Source organism: Xanthomonas sp. NCPPB 3569, assembly GCF_041475645.2.
Taxonomy (GTDB): Bacteria; Pseudomonadota; Gammaproteobacteria; order Xanthomonadales; family Xanthomonadaceae; genus Xanthomonas; species Xanthomonas phaseoli.
The window spans coordinates 1404298-1422945 of the sequence record NZ_CM192969.1; the positions used below are offsets into that span (position 1 = coordinate 1404298).

General features: G+C 63.4%; 17 protein-coding genes, 1 other RNA gene and 1 pseudogene. 10 read left to right on the forward strand and 9 right to left on the reverse strand.

What is annotated here, in order from left to right; genetic code table 11:
- Nucleotides 1-174: 174 nt before the first annotated feature.
- The 6 genes from petA (at nucleotide 175) to ACCQ03_RS06060 (ending at nucleotide 4914) form a co-directional block, all read left to right on the forward strand.
- Nucleotides 175-819: a ubiquinol-cytochrome c reductase iron-sulfur subunit gene (petA, locus tag ACCQ03_RS06035; RefSeq protein WP_209227592.1), complete on the forward strand. Its 645-nt coding sequence runs from the start codon at nucleotides 175-177 to the stop codon at nucleotides 817-819.
- Nucleotides 819-2078: a cytochrome b gene (locus ACCQ03_RS06040; protein WP_017156168.1), complete on the forward strand. Its 1260-nt coding sequence runs from the start codon at nucleotides 819-821 to the stop codon at nucleotides 2076-2078. Before petA ends, ACCQ03_RS06040 begins: the two co-directional genes overlap by 1 nt.
- A complete protein-coding gene (locus ACCQ03_RS06045; RefSeq protein WP_209227593.1) occupies nucleotides 2071-2829 on the forward strand; it encodes a cytochrome c1 in 759 nt (252 codons plus the stop codon). Before ACCQ03_RS06040 ends, ACCQ03_RS06045 begins: the two co-directional genes overlap by 8 nt.
- Before the next feature lie 405 nt (nucleotides 2830-3234).
- Nucleotides 3235-3870 carry a glutathione S-transferase N-terminal domain-containing protein gene (locus tag ACCQ03_RS06050; protein WP_209227594.1) on the forward strand — a complete coding sequence of 212 codons (636 nt, stop codon included), beginning with the start codon at nucleotides 3235-3237 and terminating at the stop codon, nucleotides 3868-3870.
- Between the two features lie 78 nt (nucleotides 3871-3948).
- Entirely contained in the window at nucleotides 3949-4389 is a 441-nt protein-coding gene (locus ACCQ03_RS06055) for a ClpXP protease specificity-enhancing factor (protein WP_057677896.1), read from the forward strand.
- Nucleotides 4390-4578: 189 nt separating this feature from the next.
- Nucleotides 4579-4914, forward strand: a complete 336-nt coding sequence (locus ACCQ03_RS06060) for a hypothetical protein (RefSeq protein ID WP_057677895.1) — start codon at nucleotides 4579-4581, stop codon at nucleotides 4912-4914.
- Between the two features lie 191 nt (nucleotides 4915-5105).
- Here the strand turns inward: ACCQ03_RS06060 and ACCQ03_RS06065 are convergent, their stop codons facing one another.
- Both ACCQ03_RS06065 and ACCQ03_RS06070 read right to left on the reverse strand, forming a co-directional pair.
- Nucleotides 5106-5486, reverse strand: a complete 381-nt coding sequence (locus ACCQ03_RS06065) for a DUF3301 domain-containing protein (protein ID WP_057677894.1) — start codon at nucleotides 5484-5486, stop codon at nucleotides 5106-5108.
- A 76-nt stretch (nucleotides 5487-5562) separates the two neighbouring features.
- Nucleotides 5563-5639, reverse strand: a non-coding RNA gene (locus tag ACCQ03_RS06070) — sX9 sRNA.
- A 190-nt stretch (nucleotides 5640-5829) separates the two neighbouring features.
- Here ACCQ03_RS06070 and ACCQ03_RS06075 point away from each other — a divergent pair.
- Nucleotides 5830-10224: pseudogene (locus ACCQ03_RS06075) on the forward strand (DEAD/DEAH box helicase).
- Here ACCQ03_RS06075 and ACCQ03_RS06080 read toward each other — a convergent pair.
- Nucleotides 10164-10769 (reverse strand): DNA-3-methyladenine glycosylase, encoded by a 606-nt coding sequence (locus tag ACCQ03_RS06080; RefSeq protein ID WP_170922345.1) that lies wholly within the window; start codon nucleotides 10767-10769, stop codon nucleotides 10164-10166. The pseudogene ACCQ03_RS06075 and the gene ACCQ03_RS06080 overlap by 61 nt on opposite strands.
- A gap of 312 nt (nucleotides 10770-11081) precedes the next feature.
- On the opposite strand from ACCQ03_RS06080, the gene ACCQ03_RS06085 reads away from it, so the two are divergent.
- Nucleotides 11082-12740 carry a methyl-accepting chemotaxis protein gene (locus ACCQ03_RS06085; RefSeq protein ID WP_150146436.1) on the forward strand — a complete coding sequence of 553 codons (1659 nt, stop codon included), beginning with the start codon at nucleotides 11082-11084 and terminating at the stop codon, nucleotides 12738-12740.
- A gap of 11 nt (nucleotides 12741-12751) precedes the next feature.
- A complete protein-coding gene (locus tag ACCQ03_RS06090) occupies nucleotides 12752-13261 on the forward strand; it encodes a chemotaxis protein CheW (protein WP_017156159.1) in 510 nt (169 codons plus the stop codon).
- Between the two features lie 42 nt (nucleotides 13262-13303).
- Here ACCQ03_RS06090 and ACCQ03_RS06095 read toward each other — a convergent pair whose 3' ends face one another.
- From ACCQ03_RS06095 to ACCQ03_RS06115, 5 genes are all read right to left on the reverse strand, one after another.
- Nucleotides 13304-14410 (reverse strand): sensor domain-containing diguanylate cyclase, encoded by a 1107-nt coding sequence (locus ACCQ03_RS06095; RefSeq protein ID WP_209227595.1) that lies wholly within the window; start codon nucleotides 14408-14410, stop codon nucleotides 13304-13306.
- A 297-nt stretch (nucleotides 14411-14707) separates the two neighbouring features.
- The gene (locus ACCQ03_RS06100; protein ID WP_057678701.1) at nucleotides 14708-14884 is read right to left on the reverse strand and encodes a hypothetical protein; all 177 of its coding nucleotides are present in this window, start codon (nucleotides 14882-14884) and stop codon (nucleotides 14708-14710) included.
- A gap of 256 nt (nucleotides 14885-15140) precedes the next feature.
- Complete coding sequence (locus tag ACCQ03_RS06105; protein WP_244664086.1) at nucleotides 15141-15374, reverse strand: helix-turn-helix transcriptional regulator; 234 nt, start codon at nucleotides 15372-15374, stop codon at nucleotides 15141-15143.
- A 206-nt stretch (nucleotides 15375-15580) separates the two neighbouring features.
- Nucleotides 15581-16492 (reverse strand): ParB N-terminal domain-containing protein, encoded by a 912-nt coding sequence (locus ACCQ03_RS06110; protein ID WP_209227597.1) that lies wholly within the window; start codon nucleotides 16490-16492, stop codon nucleotides 15581-15583.
- A gap of 174 nt (nucleotides 16493-16666) precedes the next feature.
- Entirely contained in the window at nucleotides 16667-16915 is a 249-nt protein-coding gene (locus tag ACCQ03_RS06115) for a helix-turn-helix domain-containing protein (RefSeq protein WP_309546623.1), read from the reverse strand.
- Nucleotides 16916-17062: 147 nt separating this feature from the next.
- On the opposite strand from ACCQ03_RS06115, the gene yecR reads away from it, so the two are divergent.
- A complete protein-coding gene (gene yecR / locus ACCQ03_RS06120; protein WP_065628148.1) occupies nucleotides 17063-17386 on the forward strand; it encodes a YecR family lipoprotein in 324 nt (107 codons plus the stop codon).
- A 286-nt stretch (nucleotides 17387-17672) separates the two neighbouring features.
- Here the strand turns inward: yecR and ACCQ03_RS06125 are convergent, their stop codons facing one another.
- Nucleotides 17673-18644 carry a hypothetical protein gene (locus ACCQ03_RS06125; RefSeq protein ID WP_158011217.1) on the reverse strand — a complete coding sequence of 324 codons (972 nt, stop codon included), beginning with the start codon at nucleotides 18642-18644 and terminating at the stop codon, nucleotides 17673-17675.
- Between the last annotated feature and the right edge of the window lie 4 nt (nucleotides 18645-18648).

Genomic DNA, 18648 nt, shown 5'->3' on the forward strand with positions numbered 1-18648 from the left:
ACTCCGTCGAATCGGCTGCCGTCTGCATCGGCCGTTGCATCGCATAGGGCCGACTGCGTACATTGCGTTGTCTGTGCATTAAGCGTTCCGCTACACTGCGGTCGATTCATCGCGGCTGGACCCCCCGCCAGCCGTTGGCAGCCTCACGCTACCTAATCAAGATCGGAGAGCCGGATGGCCAACGATGGGGTTAACGCACCTGCTGATATCGGGCGTCGTCGGTTTTTGACCGCGACAACGGCCGTGGTCGGTGCGGTCGGAGCAGGATTCGTTGCAGTTCCGTTCGTGAAGTCGTGGAATCCCAGTGCGCGTGCCAAGTTGGCTGGCGCACCGGTAACCGCCGACATCAGCGCCTTGCAGGAAGGCCAGCGCATGGTCCTTGAATGGCGCGGTCAGCCTATCTGGATCGTCAAACGCTCCAAGGCCATGCTCGACGCGCTCCCGTCGCTGGACGGCCGGCTCAAGGACCCCAAGTCCGAGAACAAGGACCAGCAGCCGGAATACGTGCTGAAAAACCCGGAATATCGCTCGATCAAGTCCGACATTTCGGTGCTGGTCGGGCTGTGTACGCATCTGGGTTGCTCGCCGGAGATGGTCGCCGAAATCCGCCCCGAGCCTTACGACCCCCAGTGGAAAGGCGGTTACTTCTGCCCTTGCCACAAGTCGCGCTTCGACATGTCTGGCCGCGTCTTCGACGGCGTGCCGGCACCGATCAATCTGCTGGTGCCCCCACACCACTACGTGGACGACAACACCTTGGTGATCGGCGTCGATCCTGACGATGCCGGTGCGTCGGCCAAAACCACGGGGGCTGCCTGATGAGCAATGTTCTGGTCCGTACCGCCAACGGCGTGTTCGATTGGGTCAACGAGCGCGCGCCCGGGCTGATGCCCATGTACCGCAAGCACATCAGCGAGTACTACGCGCCGAAGAACTTCAACCTCTGGTACTACTTTGGCTCGCTGGCCATCGTGGTGCTGGTCAACCAGATCGTCACCGGCATCTTCCTGACGATGCACTACAAGACCAGCGCCGCCGATGCATTCGCCTCGATCGAATACATCATGCGCGACGTGGAGTGGGGCTGGCTGATCCGCTACATGCACAGCACCGGCGCCTCGCTGTTCTTCATCGTGGTGTACCTGCACATGTTCCGCGGCTTGATGTACGGCAGCTACCAGAAGCCACGCGAGCTGGTGTGGATCCTGGGCATGCTGATCTACCTGGTGCTGATGGCCGAAGCCTTCATGGGCTATGTGCTGCCGTGGGGACAGATGTCCTTCTGGGGCGCAAAGGTGATCATCTCGCTGTTCGGCGCCATTCCGGTGATCGGCAACGGGCTGACCGAATGGATCATGGGCGACTACCTGCCCGGCGATGCCACGCTCAATCGCTTCTTTGCCTTGCACGTGATCGCACTGCCGTTGGTGCTGCTGCTGTTGATCGTGCTGCACATCGGTGCGCTGCATGAAGTGGGCTCCAACAACCCCGATGGCGTGGACATCAAGAAAGGTCCCAAGGGCAATCGCTGGGATGCGCACAAGCCGGCCGATGGCATTCCGTTTCATCCGTATTACACGGTCAAGGACCTGGTGGGCGTCGGCTTCCTGTTGTTGATCGCGGCCTTCATCATCTTCTTCGCACCGGCGTTCGGCGGCCTGTTCCTGGAGCACGACAACTTCACCGAAGCCAACCGGCTGGTGACGCCGGAGCACATCAAGCCGGTGTGGTACTACACGCCGTACTACGCCATGTTGCGCGTGGTGCCCAACAAGCTCGGTGGCGTGCTGGTGATGTTCTCGGCCATCGCAATCCTGTTCCTGGTGCCCTGGCTGGATCGCGCCAAGGTGCGCTCGGTGCGCTACCGCGGCTGGATTTCCAAGCTGGCGCTGGGCGTGCTGGTGGTGTGCTTCGTCTGGCTGGGCGTGATCGGCTCCGGCCCCGGCACCGACGCGCATGAAACCTATGTCGGGCGCGTGCTGACCTTCCTGTATTTCGCCTTCTTCATCACCATGCCGGTGTGGACGCGGCTGGACAAGACCAAGCCGGTTCCGGAGCGGGTGACGACCCATGACTAATTCGAACGTGAGGTCATGGACGTCGCGCGTGGTCGCCTTGCTCTGCGGCCTGGTGATCGCTGGCGGTGCGGCGGCAGCCGAAGGCGGGGCGGTGCAGCAAGCCGGCAATGACCTGAGCGATCGCGCATCGCTGCAACGCGGTGCGCAGTTGTTCATGAACTACTGCTCCGGCTGCCATTCATTGAAGTACCTGCGCTATTCGCGCATGGCCAGCGATCTGGGCTTGAGCGAAGAGGAGGTCATGACCAACCTCAACTTCACCGGTGCCAAAGTCGGCGAACACATCGAAGGCACCATGCCGCACGATGCCGCGACCAAGTGGTTCGGCAAGGCGCCGCCGGATCTGACCTTGATTGCGCGCGTGCGCGGTACGGACTGGGTCTACACCTATCTCAAGTCGTTTTATCTGGATCAGACCCGCCCGCTGGGCTGGAACAACAAACTGTTTCCGAACGCGTCGATGCCCAACCCGCTATGGGAGTTGCAGGGCTTGCAGCAGGCGCAATTCGGCCCGGCCGACAAGGCCACCGGCGACAAGCCGGTAGAGGCATTGAAGCTGGGGCAGCCGGGGCGCCAGACGCCGGTGGAATTCGACCAGACCGTGCGCGATATCGCCAACTTCCTGGAGTACGCCGGCGAGCCAGCTGCATTGAAGCGCCAGAGCATGGGCGTGTGGGTGGTCCTGTTCCTGGCGCTGCTCACCTTCATCGCTTACTTGCTGAAGAAGGAATACTGGAAGGACGTGCATTGAGCGCCGCGTAGGCCGTCATCGGCTGCGGGAGCGAACCTTTGCAGTGCAGTGCAGGGCAGGCATGGCTAGGTGTTTGGAGACCTCACTGATCGCCGCGCCTTGCGGGCGCTGCCAACGGGAACCGCTTGCCCTCTCCCGTACGGAGAGGGGCGGGGCGATGGTTGGCAGGCGGACAGCATCTCTATCGGGGCCGCCTGCGTCGCTCGCTGAAACAGGGTGGCAGCGCCCACGCGTGCTGCGGTTTCGGGGAGTGCCGCAACAACCGCCTTATCGGAACATTAATAAGCCCTATCACTCTTGGCTTTTGCGTGACGTGATTGCACACTCGATAGACCGTGGTGACTGTCGGCGTTGGGCCGGCCGCGCCGATGCGGCCGGCGGATTCCGGTCGTCGGAGAGCCTTGAATGGCGACGAGTGTGCGTATGCGGAATACCTTGACTTTGTTTTCGTCCAACGACGACGTGTTGTGCCACCGGGTTCGTCTGGTCCTGACGGCGAAAGGGGTGACCTACGACCTGGTGGCGGTCGACCCGCAAAATCCTCCCGAAGATCTGATCGATCTCAATCCCTATCATTCGGTGCCGACGCTGGTCGAACGCGACCTGGTGCTGTACGCCGCGTCGGTGGTCAGCGAATACCTGGACGAGCGCTATCCGCATCCGCCGCTGATGCCGGTCGACCCGCTCTCGCGCGCGCGTCTGCGCCTGGCCATGTTGCGCATCGAGCACGACTGGGTGCCGCAAGTACAGGCGATCCAGCTCGGCAACAAGACGCAGGCCGAGGCCGGCCGCAAGCGCCTGAAAGAACTGCTTACCGCATCGGTGCCGTTGTTCAAGGCCAGCAAATTCTTCCTCAATCCGGAAATGAGTCTGGCCGATTGCGCGATGGCGCCGATCATCTGGCGACTGGATGCACTGGAAATCAGCCTGCCCAAGGACGGTAAGGCGATCGAGGATTACGGCAACCGGATCTTCCGCAACCCGGGCTTCATCCGCAGCCTCACCGACCAGGAAAAGAAGCTGCGCGACCTGCCGGGCTGATGCGACGGCTGTATGCCAACAGACCGACTTCCGATCGCGTGGCCGCCGCGACGGGCCATGTGCGGGTAAAATGACGTAATGAGCGAAGATTTCCCCCGCATGACCAGCCATCGCCCGTACCTGTTGCGGGCCTTGGTCGAATGGATCAACGACAACGGCATGACGCCGCACGTTTTGGTGGATGCCGGCTTGCCCGGTGTGCAGGTGCCTGCCAGTGCCGTCAAGGACGGTCGCGTCGTCTTGAATATCGCCGAGCGTGCCGTGGTTGGCCTGCAGGTGGACAACGAAAGCGTGAGCTTCACTGCGCGCTTCGGTGGCGTGAGCCACCCGGTGATGGTGCCGATGGCCGCCGTGCTGGCGGTCTATGCGCGCGAAACCGGGCAGGGCATGGCCCTGCCGGACGACATTCCCGGCACCAACAGCGAGCCGCCCGATCCGGGCACGCCACCGCCGAGCGCGCCGACGCCGGACGAACCGCCCAGCGGCGGCAAGCGCCCGCATCTTCGCGTGGTGAAATAAGGACAGCGCACCACAGGTTTGCGCCGCCGCAAGGCGAGTGCAGCCCGTGACCGGAATCGGCAGGGACCATCCGTAAGCTAAGGTTGCCGCGTACCGTCCACGGCGACCGGTGATGGCGCCCCAGGTTCCATGAGCTGCGGTGAAAGCGGCGAGCATATGACCTGCAGGCTCGGCAAGTGGAGGGTTCGATTGCACGTAGAGCGCACCCGTCATGTCGATTGCAGCGCGCCGGATGCGTCCGGCGCGCTCGACGACGCCTACGTGTACGAGTACGACATCTATCGCTTCGTGGATGGCGAGCGTTGTCTGGTTGCGCGCAGTTACATCGATACGCCGAGTGAGGCGCATTTTCTCAGCATCGACGTTGCCGGCAAGTCGCGTCTATTGAAGGATGCCGACCTGCTGGATCCGTTGTCGCTGTTCGCCCAGGCGCAGCTGCGTCGAGAGGGCAAGCTGCAGTTGTGCTGGCTGAGCGGCAGGGGCAATGGCTACGAGCCCGTTCCGGATTCGACGGCCTTGGAATGACGCGGCCGGCTGTGGAGTGCCGCGACTGCTGGAACGGCCAACCGCGTGCACGCACAGCGACAGCGCGTAGCGACAGCTTGACGACCGCCGGAATCCAAGAGGAAAACCGGCCGGCCAGTTGCTGCCGCCCAGGCATGTGAAGTTGCAGGTACGTTAGACGTCGGCGCGCGTGCGACCGGCAACTGCGCGCCTTACTCCAGACGCTCATGCTCCGGGTGCAAGGCCCTGACGGTCGCGACCTGCGGCCCGGTGAAGGCAATCAGTTGATCGCCCCGCAGCACCAGCTTGCCGCTATGGCGATCCACGCCGTCGTAGGAATACTCGAAACGGAAGGTGCGCTCGAAGCCCAGCCAGCCGCTGGGCATCCTGCACACGCGGAGATTGGTGGAATGCACGCTCTGGTCCAGCCATTGCACGTCGGCCGCGCGGCAGGCATTGCGGCCGAGGATGTCGGCGCGTTCGGCAGCCGCACGCGAGGAGTTCCAGAACGCGAACAGCGCGGCGCCGGCGATCATGAAAAGAATCAGGCTGGGCATGCCGTCAATGTGCCACGGCACGTGGCCGGCGGACAATCGCCGGGCCGGCGCCGCAGCGTTGCGAAGGCGTCGCCTTGTCGACGGCAGAGGCCGTCACCATTGCGCTAAGAGCGGCTAACAAAAGGTAGCGAGCAGCTGTCAGGTGGGCGTGGACGGCGCGCTCAGAACCGGAGTGTACGAGTGGGACATGCCGATTCCGAGCACCGGCCGCGCCCGCCTGGCGGCTGCGCAGTCGTTTTGTCAGCCGCTCTAAATCGTTCACTACCGGCCTGGCCCATGGCTTGTCTGCACCGCTGCGCAGCCCCATTGATGGTGGTTCCCGCCGAGTTACATCCGCGCGCCTTGCCGTCATGATGAGCAATGGCGTCGGGCATTGCCAATGCATCCTGTCCTGCAACACTTCCATCCTGTGGTCGCTGCGTGGTTCGCGCAGACCTTCGCTGCGCCGACACCGGCGCAGATCGCCGCGTGGCCGGCGATCCAGGCCGGACGTCACACGCTGGTGGCCGCGCCGACCGGCTCGGGCAAGACGCTGACGGCGTTCTTCGCCGCCATCGATGCGTTGATCCGCGACGGGCTGGCCAACGGCGGTGCGTTGCCCGACGAAACCCGTGTGGTGTATGTCTCGCCGTTGAAGGCCTTGTCCAACGACATCCACCTCAACCTGGACGCGCCGTTGCAGGGCATCCGTGCGGCGCTGGTCGCCGGAGGCTTGCCGGATGTGCCGATTCGTACGGCGGTGCGTACCGGCGACACCCCGCAGCGCGAGCGCGCGCAGGCGCGTCGCACGCCGCCGCATATTCTGGTGACCACGCCGGAGTCGCTGTACGTGCTGTTGGGGTCGGCATCCGGGCGCACGTCGCTGCGGCATGTTCGGACCGTGATCGTCGATGAAATCCACGCGGTGGCGTCGGACAAGCGTGGCAGCCACCTGAGCCTGACACTGGAGCGCCTGCAGCGGCTGGTCGCGCAGCCGATCACGCGGGTGGGGCTGTCGGCGACGCAGAAGCCCATCGAAACGGTGGCGCAATTTTTGGTCGGTGTCGACGCAGACGGCGTGCCGCCGCCGTGCGAGATCGTCGATATCGGCTACACCCGCCGGCGTGACCTGGCCCTGGCGTTGCCGCCCACGCCGCTGAGCGTGGTGATGTCCAACGACCAGTGGCTGCAGGTGTACGCCGATGTGGCCGCACTGGCGCAGCAGCATCGCACCACGCTGGTGTTCGTCAACACACGGCGCATGGCCGAACGCGCGGCGCGGCATCTGGGCGATCTGCTCGGCAAGCAGCGCGTGTCGGCGCATCACGGCAGCCTTTCGCGCGAGACGCGCCTGCTGGCCGAGCAACGGCTCAAGGCCGGCGACCTCACCGTGTTGGTGGCGACCGCATCGCTGGAACTGGGGCTGGATATCGGCGATGTCGATCTGGTCTGCCAGCTCGGTTCGCCGCGCTCGATCGCCACCTTCCTGCAACGCGCCGGGCGTTCCGGACACAAGGTCGGCGGTACGCCCAAGGCGCGCCTGTTTCCGCAAACCCGCGACGAACTGGTCGAATGCGCCGCGCTGCTGGACAGCATCCGCCGCGGCGAACTGGATGCCTTGCGCATCGTGCCAGCGCCGGTGGATGTGCTGGCGCAGCAGATCGTTGCCGAAACCGCCTGCGAAGACTGGGACGAAGATGCGCTGTTCGCGCTGGTGCGGCGCGCGTGGCCGTTCGCCGGGTTGAGCCGTGCCAGCTTCGACAGCGTGGTGCGCATGTTGTGCGATGGCTTCAGCACCCGGCTCGGTCCGCGCGCCGGCTACCTGCATCGCGATGCGGTGCATCGGCGCTTGCACGCCCGGCGCGGTGCGCGCATGACGGCGCTCACCTCCGGCGGCACCATTCCCGAAACCGGCGACTACAGCGTGGTGCTGGAACCGCAAGCCGAAAAGATCGGCACGGTGAACGAGGATTTCGCCGTCGAAAGCCTCACCGGCGATGTGTTCCAGCTCGGCAACGCGAGCTACCGCATCTTGCGCGTGGAAGCCGGGCGCGTGCGCGTGGAAGATGCCAAGGGTGCGCCGCCGAACATTCCGTTCTGGCTGGGCGAAGCGCCGGGTCGCAGCGATGAACTGTCTGCGGCGGTGTCGCGCCTGCGTGGCGAGATTGCCACGCGTCTGGACACCGCGCCGCACCAAGCCGCGCGCGACTGGCTGCAGCGCGAGCTGGAGATGTCTGCCGAAGCGACGCGGCAACTGGTGGATTATCTGGCAAGCGCTTGCACGGCGTTGGGCGCGATGCCCACCCAGCAGTGCCTGGTGATGGAGCGCTTCTTCGATGCCAGCGGCGGTACCCAGCTGGTCATCCATTCGCCATACGGCAGCCGCATCAATCGTGCATGGGGGCTGGCGCTGCGCAAGCGCTTTTGCCGCACCTTCAATTTCGAATTGCAGGCGGCAGCCACCGAAGATGCGATTGTGTTGTCGCTGTCGACCAGTCATAGCTTTGCGCTGGAAGAGGTTGGCCGTTACCTGCATTCGTCCTCGGCCGAGCATGTATTGATCCAGGCATTGCTGGATGCACCGCTGTTCGGCGTGCGCTGGCGCTGGAACGCGACCAACGCGATGGCGCTGCCGCGCTTCAGTGGCGGCAACAAGGTTGCGCCGCAGTTGCAACGCATGAAGTCCGAAGATTTGCTCGCTACGGTATTCCCGGACCAGGTGGCCTGTGCGGAGAACCTGGTCGGCGAGCGCGAGGTGCCGGACCATCCGTTGGTGGCGCAGACGTTGGAAGATTGCCTGCACCACGCCATGGATAGCGAAGGCTGGCTGTAGGTATTGCGCGGTCTGGAATCGGGCGCGGTGACGCTGGTCGCACGCGACCTGGCTGCGCCGTCGCCACTGGCCGCCGAAGCCTTGAATGCGCGTCCGTATGCATTCCTCGACGATGCGCCGCTGGAAGAACGCCGCACCCAGGCCGTGCAAAGTCGGCGCTACACGCCGCAGAGCAGCGACGACCTGGGCCAGCTCGATCCGCAAGCCATCGAGGCCGTTCGCGAAGAGGCCTGGCCACAGCCGCGCGATGCCGAAGAGATGCATGAGGCACTGGTGGGGCTGGGCGTGCTGCCGGTCGCAGAGGCCACCGATGCGCAGTGGCAGGCATGGTTGGGCGCGCTGGCCGCAGCGGGTCGTGCCAGCTGTATTGCCTTGCACGGCAGCCCGGCGCTGTGGATCAGCGCCGAGCGCATCGACTGGTTCATGCCGTTGTATCGGCAAGCAACTGCGCAGCCGCCGCTGCAGGCGCCGGCCGATTGCCGTGTTGCCGACTGGCAGCGCGACTGGGCGGTGCGCGAACTGCTGCGCGGGCGCCTGTCTGCGGTCGGCCCGGCACAGGTGCCGGCCCTGTCCCAGGCGTTGCTGGTGCCCGAATCAGAGATCGCGCTGGCGCTGGCGGCCCTGCAACGCGAGGGCTATGTCATGGCCGGGCAGTTCAGTGCGCACGCGCAGGCCGAAGAGTGGTGCGAGCGCCATCTGTTGGCACGCATCCACCGCTACACATTGGGGCGTCTGCGCCGCGAGATCGAACCGGTATCGCAGCGCGATTACGCGCGTTTTCTGTTCGAGTGGCAGCACGTGGACAGCAGCAGCCGGGTGGCTGGGCCGGATGCGCTGGCCGGGGTGGTGGGGCAGCTCGAGGGCTTCGAGGCGCCTGCGGTGCTGTGGGAGAGCGAGCTATTGCCGGCGCGCATCCGCGACTATCAACCGGCCTGGCTGGACGAGTTGTGCACCGCCGGGCGCACGCTATGGGCACGCTTGCGGCCCGGCGGTGGCCGCAGCGGCGCTGCACTGCGCAGCACGCCGATCGTGCTGCTGCCACGGCGCGAAGCGCAGCGTTGGAGCGCATTGGCGCGCGATGCCGACGACGCGCCATTGGGTTCGCGCGCGCAACGCGTCATGGACGTGTTGCAGCAGCAAGGCGCGCTGTTCTTCGATGAAATCGCCGACGCGGCACATCTGATGAACACCGAGCTGGAAGATGCGTTGAGCGAGCTGGTAATGCGCGGCCGCGCGCATTGCGACAGCTATGCCGGCCTGCGCGCGCTGCTGGTGCCGGCGTCCAAGCGGCCGTCGGCACTGTCGCGGCAGCGTCGCCGTGCCAGCGCGCTGGGCATCCGCGATGCGGGCCGCTGGGCGCCGGTGCGGGCGCTGCCCGAGCTGCCGCTTGCCGAGGCCGCGCAGCGCCATCAGGACACGCTCGAGCACGTGGCGCGCACGTTGTTGCGCCGCTACGGCGTGGTGTGTTGGCGGCTGCTCGAACGCGAGGCCGCGTGGCTGCCGCCATGGCGCGAATTGCTGCGCATGTATCAACGGCTCGAAGCGCGCGGCGAAATCCGCAGCGGGCGGTTTATCGCCGGGTTGTCCGGCGAGCAGTTTGCGTTGCCGGAGGCGATTGCGGCCTTGCGCCGCGTGCGCGCGCAGCCATTGCCGCAGCAGTGGATCTGCATCAGTGCGAGCGACCCAAGCAATCTGCTCGGCAGTCTGCTGCCGGGCGAGCGGGTCACGCGCGTGCCGGGCAATCGGGTCGCTTCGCTGGATGGGCTGCCGATGGCGGTGTGGGCGGCAGACCGCTTCCAGGCCTTGCAGGAGCTCACCCCCACGCAGGCCGAGCAGGCGTTGCGCCTGCTACAGCGCGGGCCGGGCGCGGCCGAGCAATCGCCGATGGAGCGCTGGCTGGCTCAATCGCCGGCAAGCAGCGTGGCTTTTCCGGTCGCGCGCGGAAGCGGGCGCGACACATAGCGACTATCTGCAACCACCCACCGCCAGGGCGCATCGACCGCCTTGCGGATGCCGATGCGCGGCGTTGCCACTGGGTTGGACGGAGGCGGCATGCCGTCGTCTTCGATCCATAGCCGCGCGGCCGCAGTGCTGAGATCCAGCCCGTTGTCAGCGGCGGTCACGCCGAACGCCTGCGCCAGGCGGCCTGGGCCGGTGGTCAAGGCGGTGACGGGCGCGGCGCCGCGCGCGGCCTGCATGTGGTCGACCCCGTCCAGCGGTTCTAGCGCGCGGATCAGCACCGCGTGCCCGGGCGCACCGCCGCAGACCGCATTGATTGCCCAGTGCATGCCATAGATGAAATACACATACAGGTGCCCGGGCGCACCGAACATCACCCGCGTGCGCGGCGTCATGCCGCGGAACGAGTGCGCTGCCGGGTCGTCGCTGCCGCAATAGGCTTCCACTTCGGTGATGCGCCCGCGGCGTCCGTCGGCGCTGACCAGCACCTTGTTGAGCAATTGCGGCGCGACCTGGCGGGCGTCGTGGGCATAGAACGTACGGGGCAAGGGCGTTGCAGGCATGGCCAAAGCATAGCGACGCGGACGTGATGTCCCGGCGGATTGGCCTGGATAGCGCACGGGCGGGGGTAGGGTTTTTCCGAATATGGCCCGTGATGAGCGCGTGATCTGTCACAAAAGCGCAGATTCGATTCGATGAATAGGCGCCGCGGCCCCGGACGCATCTCAAGCGCGTTTTGTCGTCGCCGATAGCCATTAGCGATGGGTTAGACCAGCCGTATCGCCATGCGCGGTACGCGCAGCGCCATCGCCTTCCTGCAGCGCATGTCGCCCACGCATCCCTCTTGAGAGAACTCCCCAATGTTAGGCAACTTCAGAATCGGAACCAGACTGATCGTGGCATTCCTGATCGTCTCGGCGATCGGCGCATGCATCGGGTGGGTGGGCTATTCCAACTCCGGCCGTATCAATGCGCTGTCGAGTTCGTTGTACGAGCGCGAATTGCTCGGCATGTCCAACGTCAAGGAAGCCAATATCAACCTCATCTATGCAGGGCGCGCGCGCGCCAATCTGCTGTTGGCCAGCAGCGCAGAAGAGCGCCAGTCGCATGTGCAGAACATCGACAAATACACCGCCAAGGTGGTCGATTACATGACCCGTGCGCGTGCGAGCTTCCAGAGCGAAGAAGGCAAGAACAAGCTGGCGCAATTCGATCGCGCCTGGCAGAAATATCTGGACGAGCGCGGCCGCTTCATCGAAGCCGCCAACCGCGAAGCGCTGCGCGAGGCTAATCCGGAACTGGCCGCGCTGTCGCGCGCGGTACGTGCCAGCTCGGACGAAGTGGATAACCTGATGACCGACCTGAGCGGCCTGCGCGAGCGCAGCGCCGCGGCGGCCAACGCGGAAGCCGATGCGATCCATACGCGCAGTTCCAGGCTGCTGGTCGCCATCATCTGCAGCGGCGTGTTGCTCGGTGCCATTCTCGGTGTGGTGATCAGCCGCAGCGTCACCGGGCCGATCCGCCGCGCGGTGGCGGTGGCCAATGGCTTGTCCGAAGGCGATCTCACCATGCGCATCGATGTGCACGGCCGCGACGAAACCGCGCAATTGCTCGAAGCGATGCGCACCATGGTGCAGAAGCTGTCGCAGGTGGTCGGCGAGGTCAACACCAGCGCCGAAACGCTCGCCAGTGCGTCCGAAGAAGTCAGCGCCACCGCGCAGTCGTTGTCGCAGGCGGCCAGCGAACAGGCCGCCGGTGTGGAAGAAACCAGCGCCTCGCTGGAGCAGATGACCGCATCGATCAGCCAGAACACCGAAAACGCGCGCGTCACCGACGGCATGGCTACCCAGGCCGCGAAAGAAACCGTGGAAGGTGGCGAAGCGGTCGTTGCCACCACCCAGGCGATGAAGCAGATCGCGCAGAAGATCGGCATCATCGACGACATCGCGTACCAGACCAATCTGCTTGCGCTCAATGCCGCGATCGAAGCCGCGCGCGCCGGCGAGCATGGCAAGGGGTTTGCCGTGGTCGCCGCCGAGGTGCGCAAGCTGGCCGAGCGCAGCCAGGTAGCCGCGCAGGAAATCGGCGAGGTGGCCAGTTCGAGCGTGGAATTGGCCGACCGCGCCGGCCGTTTGCTGGATTCGATCGTGCCCAGCATCAAGCGCACCTCCGATCTGGTGCAGGAAATTTCCGCCGCCTCCGAGGAGCAATCTTCCGGCGTCAGCCAGATCAATTCGGCGGTCGTGCAGTTGAGCCAGACCACCCAGCAGAACGCCAGCGCATCCGAAGAACTGGCCGCCACTGCCGAGGAAATGAGCGCGCAGGCCGAACAGTTGCAGCAAAGCATGGCGTTCTTCCGGCTGGGCGGGCAGGGCGCCCAGACTGCGCCGCCCAAGCGCGGCAAGCAGGTCGCCGCGCGGCCGGCGCGTGCGGCGGGCACGCGTGGCTGGCGCAGCAACGCAGCGCCGGCGTATGCGATGTCCGAGGGTCCCGACGAAGGCCAGTTCGCGCGTTTCTGAGAGAGCGACCAATGACCGCACCGACGCTTGATGTGATGCCCGGCGACGCCGATGTCGCCGCGCAATACCTGACCTTTCAACTGGATGGCGAAACCTTCGCCACCAGCATTCTCGGCATTCGCGAGATCATTCAATACCGCGCTCCCACGCCGGTACCGTCGATGCCCGATTGCGTGCGCGGGGTGATCAATCTGCGCGGCGCGGTGGTGCCGGTGGTGGACCTGCAATCGCGGCTGGGGCGCGCAGACAGCACGATCGGCAAACGCAGCTGCATCGTGATTCTGGCCACCGAGCAGGCACAGGGCACGCAGGTGATTGGCGTGCTGGTGGATGCGGTCAATGCAGTGATCGAACTGGCCGACCAGGACATCGAAGCGGCGCCGTCGTTCGGCACGCATATCCGCCGCGATCTGCTACGCGGCATGGGCAAGGTCGGCGAGCGCTTTGTAGTCCTGCTGGAGATGGAGCAAGTGCTGCAGGTGGACGAGATCGCCGGAAACACCGACGCACTGGCGGCCTGAGCGACAGCCATGCCGCAGGGCGATCGGCGCGGACTGCGTCGATCAGGCCCGCAGCTGCCAACCGTCGAAGCGGTGCACGCGGTTGCGGCCATCGCCACGCGCCTGCTGCAACGCGTGCCGCGCACGGGCCAGCAAGGTATTGCTGTCGAGCGCGGTTGGCGTGGCCACCTCCACCACACCTGCGCTGAGCGTCAACGGACCGGTGGGCCAGCGCGCGCCTTCCACCGCCTTGCGCAAGTCTTCGGCAGTGGCGAAGGCCGCAGATGCAGCGGTCGCCGGCAACGCCACGCAGAATTGATCGCAGGCCAGGCGCGCCACGATTGCGGCAGGCGGAAGCTGCGTTTCCAGCAATGTAGCGACCTGCAGCAAGGTGGCATCGGCCGCTGCCGCGCCGGCCTGCAATTTCTGCCGCTTGAAGCCATCCAGTTCGAGCAGCATGAAACCCAGTGGCGCATCAGCGGCAGCGCTGGGCGCATCGGCAAGCGCGTGCAAGGCGTGCTCCAGCCCGGCGCGATTCCATTGCCCGGTAAGCGCGTCGCGCAGTGCGTCCAGCTCCACCAGCCGCGCGGCCTGTTGCAGTTCGATGGTGCTGACGACTTGCTTGGCCAGGGCTTGCAGCGCATCGCGCTCGGCCACCGAGAGCCGCCGCGGAACGCGATCCAGCACGCACAGGGTTCCCAGTGCGATGCCGTCCGGGGTGAACAACGGCGCGCCTGCATAGAAGCGGATCTGCGACTCGCCTGTCACCAGCGCGTTGCGCACAAACCGCTCGTCCAGGTGAGTGTCGCCGACTTCCATCACCTGATCGGGTTCGAGAATGGCATGCGCGCAAAACGACAACTCGCGCGGGGTCTCGCTCTGCTGCATGCCAAGCCGGGATTTGAACCACTGGCGATGGGTATCGACCAGCGAGATCAGCGCCATCGGCATCCGGCAGACCGCGGCTGCGATCGCGGTGAACGCGTCGTAGCTCGGCTCCGGTGCGGTATCCAGCAGGCGGTAAGCATGCAGTGCCTGGACGCGCTCATCTTCGTTGGCCGGCAGGCGCGCCCCGATCATGGCGTTGACGCCGCCTGGCAGCAACGTTGCGTGGGTCAGGTTCAACGCAGGGGCGTCGGGTATCTGCATGCAAAGCACCACCGGGAACAAGGCGCCATCGAGGCGATGAGGGGTTAACGCGATGAGGCACTGGCCGATGCGATCGCCACCGTGGCAAGGCACTGCTTCCCAGGGCAGCGGCATATCGGCGAGCGCCTGTCCTGATCTTGCCACAGGAGCGGCGTGGCTGGTCGGCGCCCGATTCCGGTCCCGCGGACGCAGCGTTCTCAGCTGCAGGATAGGATGGAACGCCCCGGCGACGATGCAGCATGGAGGTTCGCCGCATGGAGGTTCGCCGCATCGACATTGCCGCAACGCTGCCCGGTGCCAGGCAGCAGGTTGGACGGCTTACTCTCCCTGGCCAGCCTTGCCAGTGGGGCGACGGCTTTGCTCGTCGTGCACCTTCAGATCTTCCTGGCCCGGGAGTTGCTTGGCGGCATCGTCGTGCTTGCGGTCTTGCTGGCTCTCGGTCACGCCGTGCGCATCGTCGGCGACGTCATCGGGTTGTTGGCCTTGCTTGCTCATGGGGTGGGTCCGCTGTGGAGTGAAGCCGGACCTTAGCGCGCGCGACGTGATCCCCACGCCACGGCGACCGACCGGCCTGCACCGAAGGTCACCCGCGGGCCTTAAAAACGCGCAAGCCCCGGAAACATGACGTCTCCAGGGCTCGTGCGTTTGACTCGATGGGCGGAAGGCTCCCGAATAATACCTGCAAGTAGCTGTAATGCAATAAGTATTTCCGATGCGGTGAGTGCTGTTACCGCCATAGTTACCGCCAAGCTCATGCGGCTAGGCCCCGCGTACCATTGCGTGCGTCTACCGCTGCACTCATCCATGCGGCCACTTCTGTGGAGACCCATGCCGCAATGTTGCCACCGGGGAATTGTACTGGCTTCGGGAACTTGCCCGCAGCGGCCCAGGCATAGAGCGTGGACTTGCTCACGCCGACGGTGGCGATGACCTCGGGCAAGCGCATGAAATGATATGGCAGCGTCGTCTGTGGTTGAGTCGTCATGGCTTCCTTGAAATGAGAAAGGCCCGCTGCATGAGGTTGCAGCAAGCCTTTAGGTTGGTGTGGTGCCTGCCGTAGGGCAGCCTCCCTGGAGGGGGCGGCATGGGGGCGGCTGGGCCTTGGATGGTTGAAGTGACTGCCGCGTAATTTCGCAGCGAAAACCTTTTTTCTTCTCCCGCCGGCAGGGCGGTCAAGTCAGGCTTGGGCTGTCAGTTGTCCAGATGTGCCGGTTGCGCTGGGACAGCGGGTGTCCCAATTGGGACAGGGCGGTATGGTGGTGGGCTGAAGTGAGCAAGAAGATCCACCGATGCGAGTTGATCTGTGGCATTCACCTCGTCGTTCGCCAGCATCTCAAGTGCTCTGGCGCGCACGGCTGGGGATGAGCCATCCACCAGCTTGACGATACTGCGCGCGACCTTCTCCGCATCCCGGTCTAACTGCTGCTGCTCGGTACTGGGCAAGCTTGTCTGCCATGGGCTGTTGGCTTCCCGCACGTATCGCCACCTCGGCCAGCCAGTGCCGGGGTCAATCGACAGTGAATTGAACTCCGTTGGGACCACGCGGGGCAGATAAGTCACCATGCTGCCGACGGTGTTCTTGCTGATGCCGAATCGGCCTGCGATAGAGCGTAACGATTCGCCCTTTGGAAGCTCGTTGGCGCCTCGTTGCGTCAGGATTGCAAGGTACTGCCAAGCGGCATCTCGGCATTGTTCTTTGTGGAGGGCGAGTGATCTGCCAGTGCAGTTCACCATCTTCGAGACGGCGACGGCCGCATGCCAGTCCATCGGCAAGATACTCGCGGGAATTGTGTCTCGACCAGCCTGTCTATAGGCAGTTAGGCGATGGTGTCCGTCTACGAGGTACAAGCCGGGGGCCACAGACTCTGCGTGCCCGATATCCGCTATCCACACAGGGTCAAGTTGTGTCTGTTCCGATACTTCTAGCGCTAATCGAAGGGTGGCGATGTGCTGCTCGCGGCCCTGCTCGATCCGGCCCTTGTCGCGAATTGGAACTATGCGGGTCACTCTGGGCTGCAAAGCGTCAGCGAGCCGAACATAGCTGATAAGTAGATGCTGTTGAGGGGTGCACCTGAATCGCTCAAGTGCGGCGTCATAGTTCATTGCTGGCCTCCTATTCGAGTCGCGGGAGACGCGCATAACTTAGTCGGCATCATGCCGGTGAGTCTGTTCCGTGTGCCGAAGTCAAGCGCGTCTAGGACAGCGTTGTGTCCTATAGGGGTACCGAAATGAGCTTCCTTTAAAAATCAGGTGGTTAACGGAGCTAGGTAAGGGCTCTTAGGTTGACTTTTCCTGAGATGGAGGCTCCAGTAGTGAGGCTGGAGGAACGCCCAAAGCATCAGCAAGGCGGTAGATGTTCAGGAGCGCGATGTTGCGTTGCCCGCGCTCGACGCCACCCAGGTAGCTGCGTGCGAGCCCGCTCTCTAGTGCGAGGCGTTCTTGGGAAAGTCCTCGGGCTCGTCTAACTTCGGCTAGTCGCAGTCCGAACATGGCGCGCGGATCGGTGGGCATCGCTTCCTCCAGCATTGGAGAACGATGCCGATGCGCCCTTTATCGGGCCACGCCCTATGAATTCACCCTCTATGAGTGACATTAAAGGCGAGATGGGCCTATCATTCGATTGAGCGCGGAGCGCCCGCTCAGTGCAACAAGTCCAGAACAAGGTGACCAACGATGAAGTTGAAGTTTTGCAGCGTTGCCGGGGCCGCGCTTCTTCTCAGTGCGTGTGCTACTCATGCAGATTGGCTTGTGACCAAAGCCAGTCGCGCGGATGGTGTGGTAGCGCTTTCGTATGAGCGCAATGAGTTTCAGCGCCCCGACATGAGCGAGCAGCAGGCCGTGCAGCTTGCCGAGCAGAAGTGCAAAAACTGGGGCTATAAGGGAGCGGAGCCGTTCGGATCGCAGAGTGCCGAGTGTTTGTCACGCCGAGGCTTCGGAAACTGCGGATCAAGGCGCGTGACGATTGAATTCCAGTGCATCGGCAATCCAGGTAATTAATCTTGTTGCGCCGAAACCTACACGGGTCGCCAGATTTTTCGAGGTCAATCATGGGAACACTGCTTGCACTCCCACTTATCATGTTTGCACTTGGTGCAATTAGCACCCTTTCCAGTAGGCTGACATTGAGGTTGGGCAAAAAGCCCTGGCACTTGGTTGTGGTGCAGTTGGTTATGGGTCTTCTCGTGGCAGCACTTATAGCCTTTGCAATCGTGAGGATTTCCTCGGCGCATTGAAATTTAAAATGATACAGATGACGGCTGTGGGCGGGTGCGCCTATGGAGTGCTAGCTCCTGTGGATAAGTTCGGCAATGTCCTTTAGTGGGCCAAGATTTAAGTGAATTGGAGGAAGGGTCTTTATTGGGCTTGTAGGGATAAATACATAGCGAAACTCCTCCTGATAGAGGTACTTGAAATGCTTGCAGGCAAAAACGCTCTTCGTCTTTTTTGAGGGGTGAAAAGGATCGAAGTAATGAACTGCGCATGGAACGAATCGCCAGCCACCAAGATGAGGACGAAGGGCCTGTATCAGCCTCCGTGAGTATTCGCCTACATCGCGGATTACCACTAACGAATCAGCATTGAAGTCGTCGAATAGACGTAGGCTCATGCCAAAGCTTGCGCACCACGCATAGTAATTCGTCTGCATGACGACTTTTTGCGGCCTCGGTGTTACAGGACCAAAGGAGTCAATGAGCCTAGTCTTGAATGGATCAAGAGAAAGTATCTCCTCATCAAAGGCATCTCCAGCCAGGTCGTAAGAAAGCTCGTCATCTGCGATCGCTGGAGCTAAAGAATCATCGTTGTAAAAGGAGGCGGGGGATACTCGGAGTTTTCCTTCGTCTACCAACTCCTGCATCCATTTCCTTTCGCCAAACTTAAAGAGATAGCGATGCTTTGGCTTTTCTTTAAAAAGAGACAAGATTGCCTCTGATGCGGGACTAACAGGTGCGGTCGGCTTCGGGGCTAAGGTCTCTTTGATTCCGCATTTAATGAATAGGCCTTGATACGACCCTGTTCTGAGGCGTGATTCTTCAAGAAGGTGAGAGAAGAGGCGCCACAGAAAATTGCCTGATTGCACGTTGCCTTGGACGCAACCTATCTTTCCGTTAGATTCCAGGGTCAGTATGTTCGATATGAGGTCGCGGGCACGCTGAGCTACTACCTCATCGCTTTGCTCCTGAAGGTAGCGGCGCTCCCTATATTCCTCATACCAGCGCATATAGAGTGATTGGTTCAAGTTTATCGTTTGCTGCATCTTC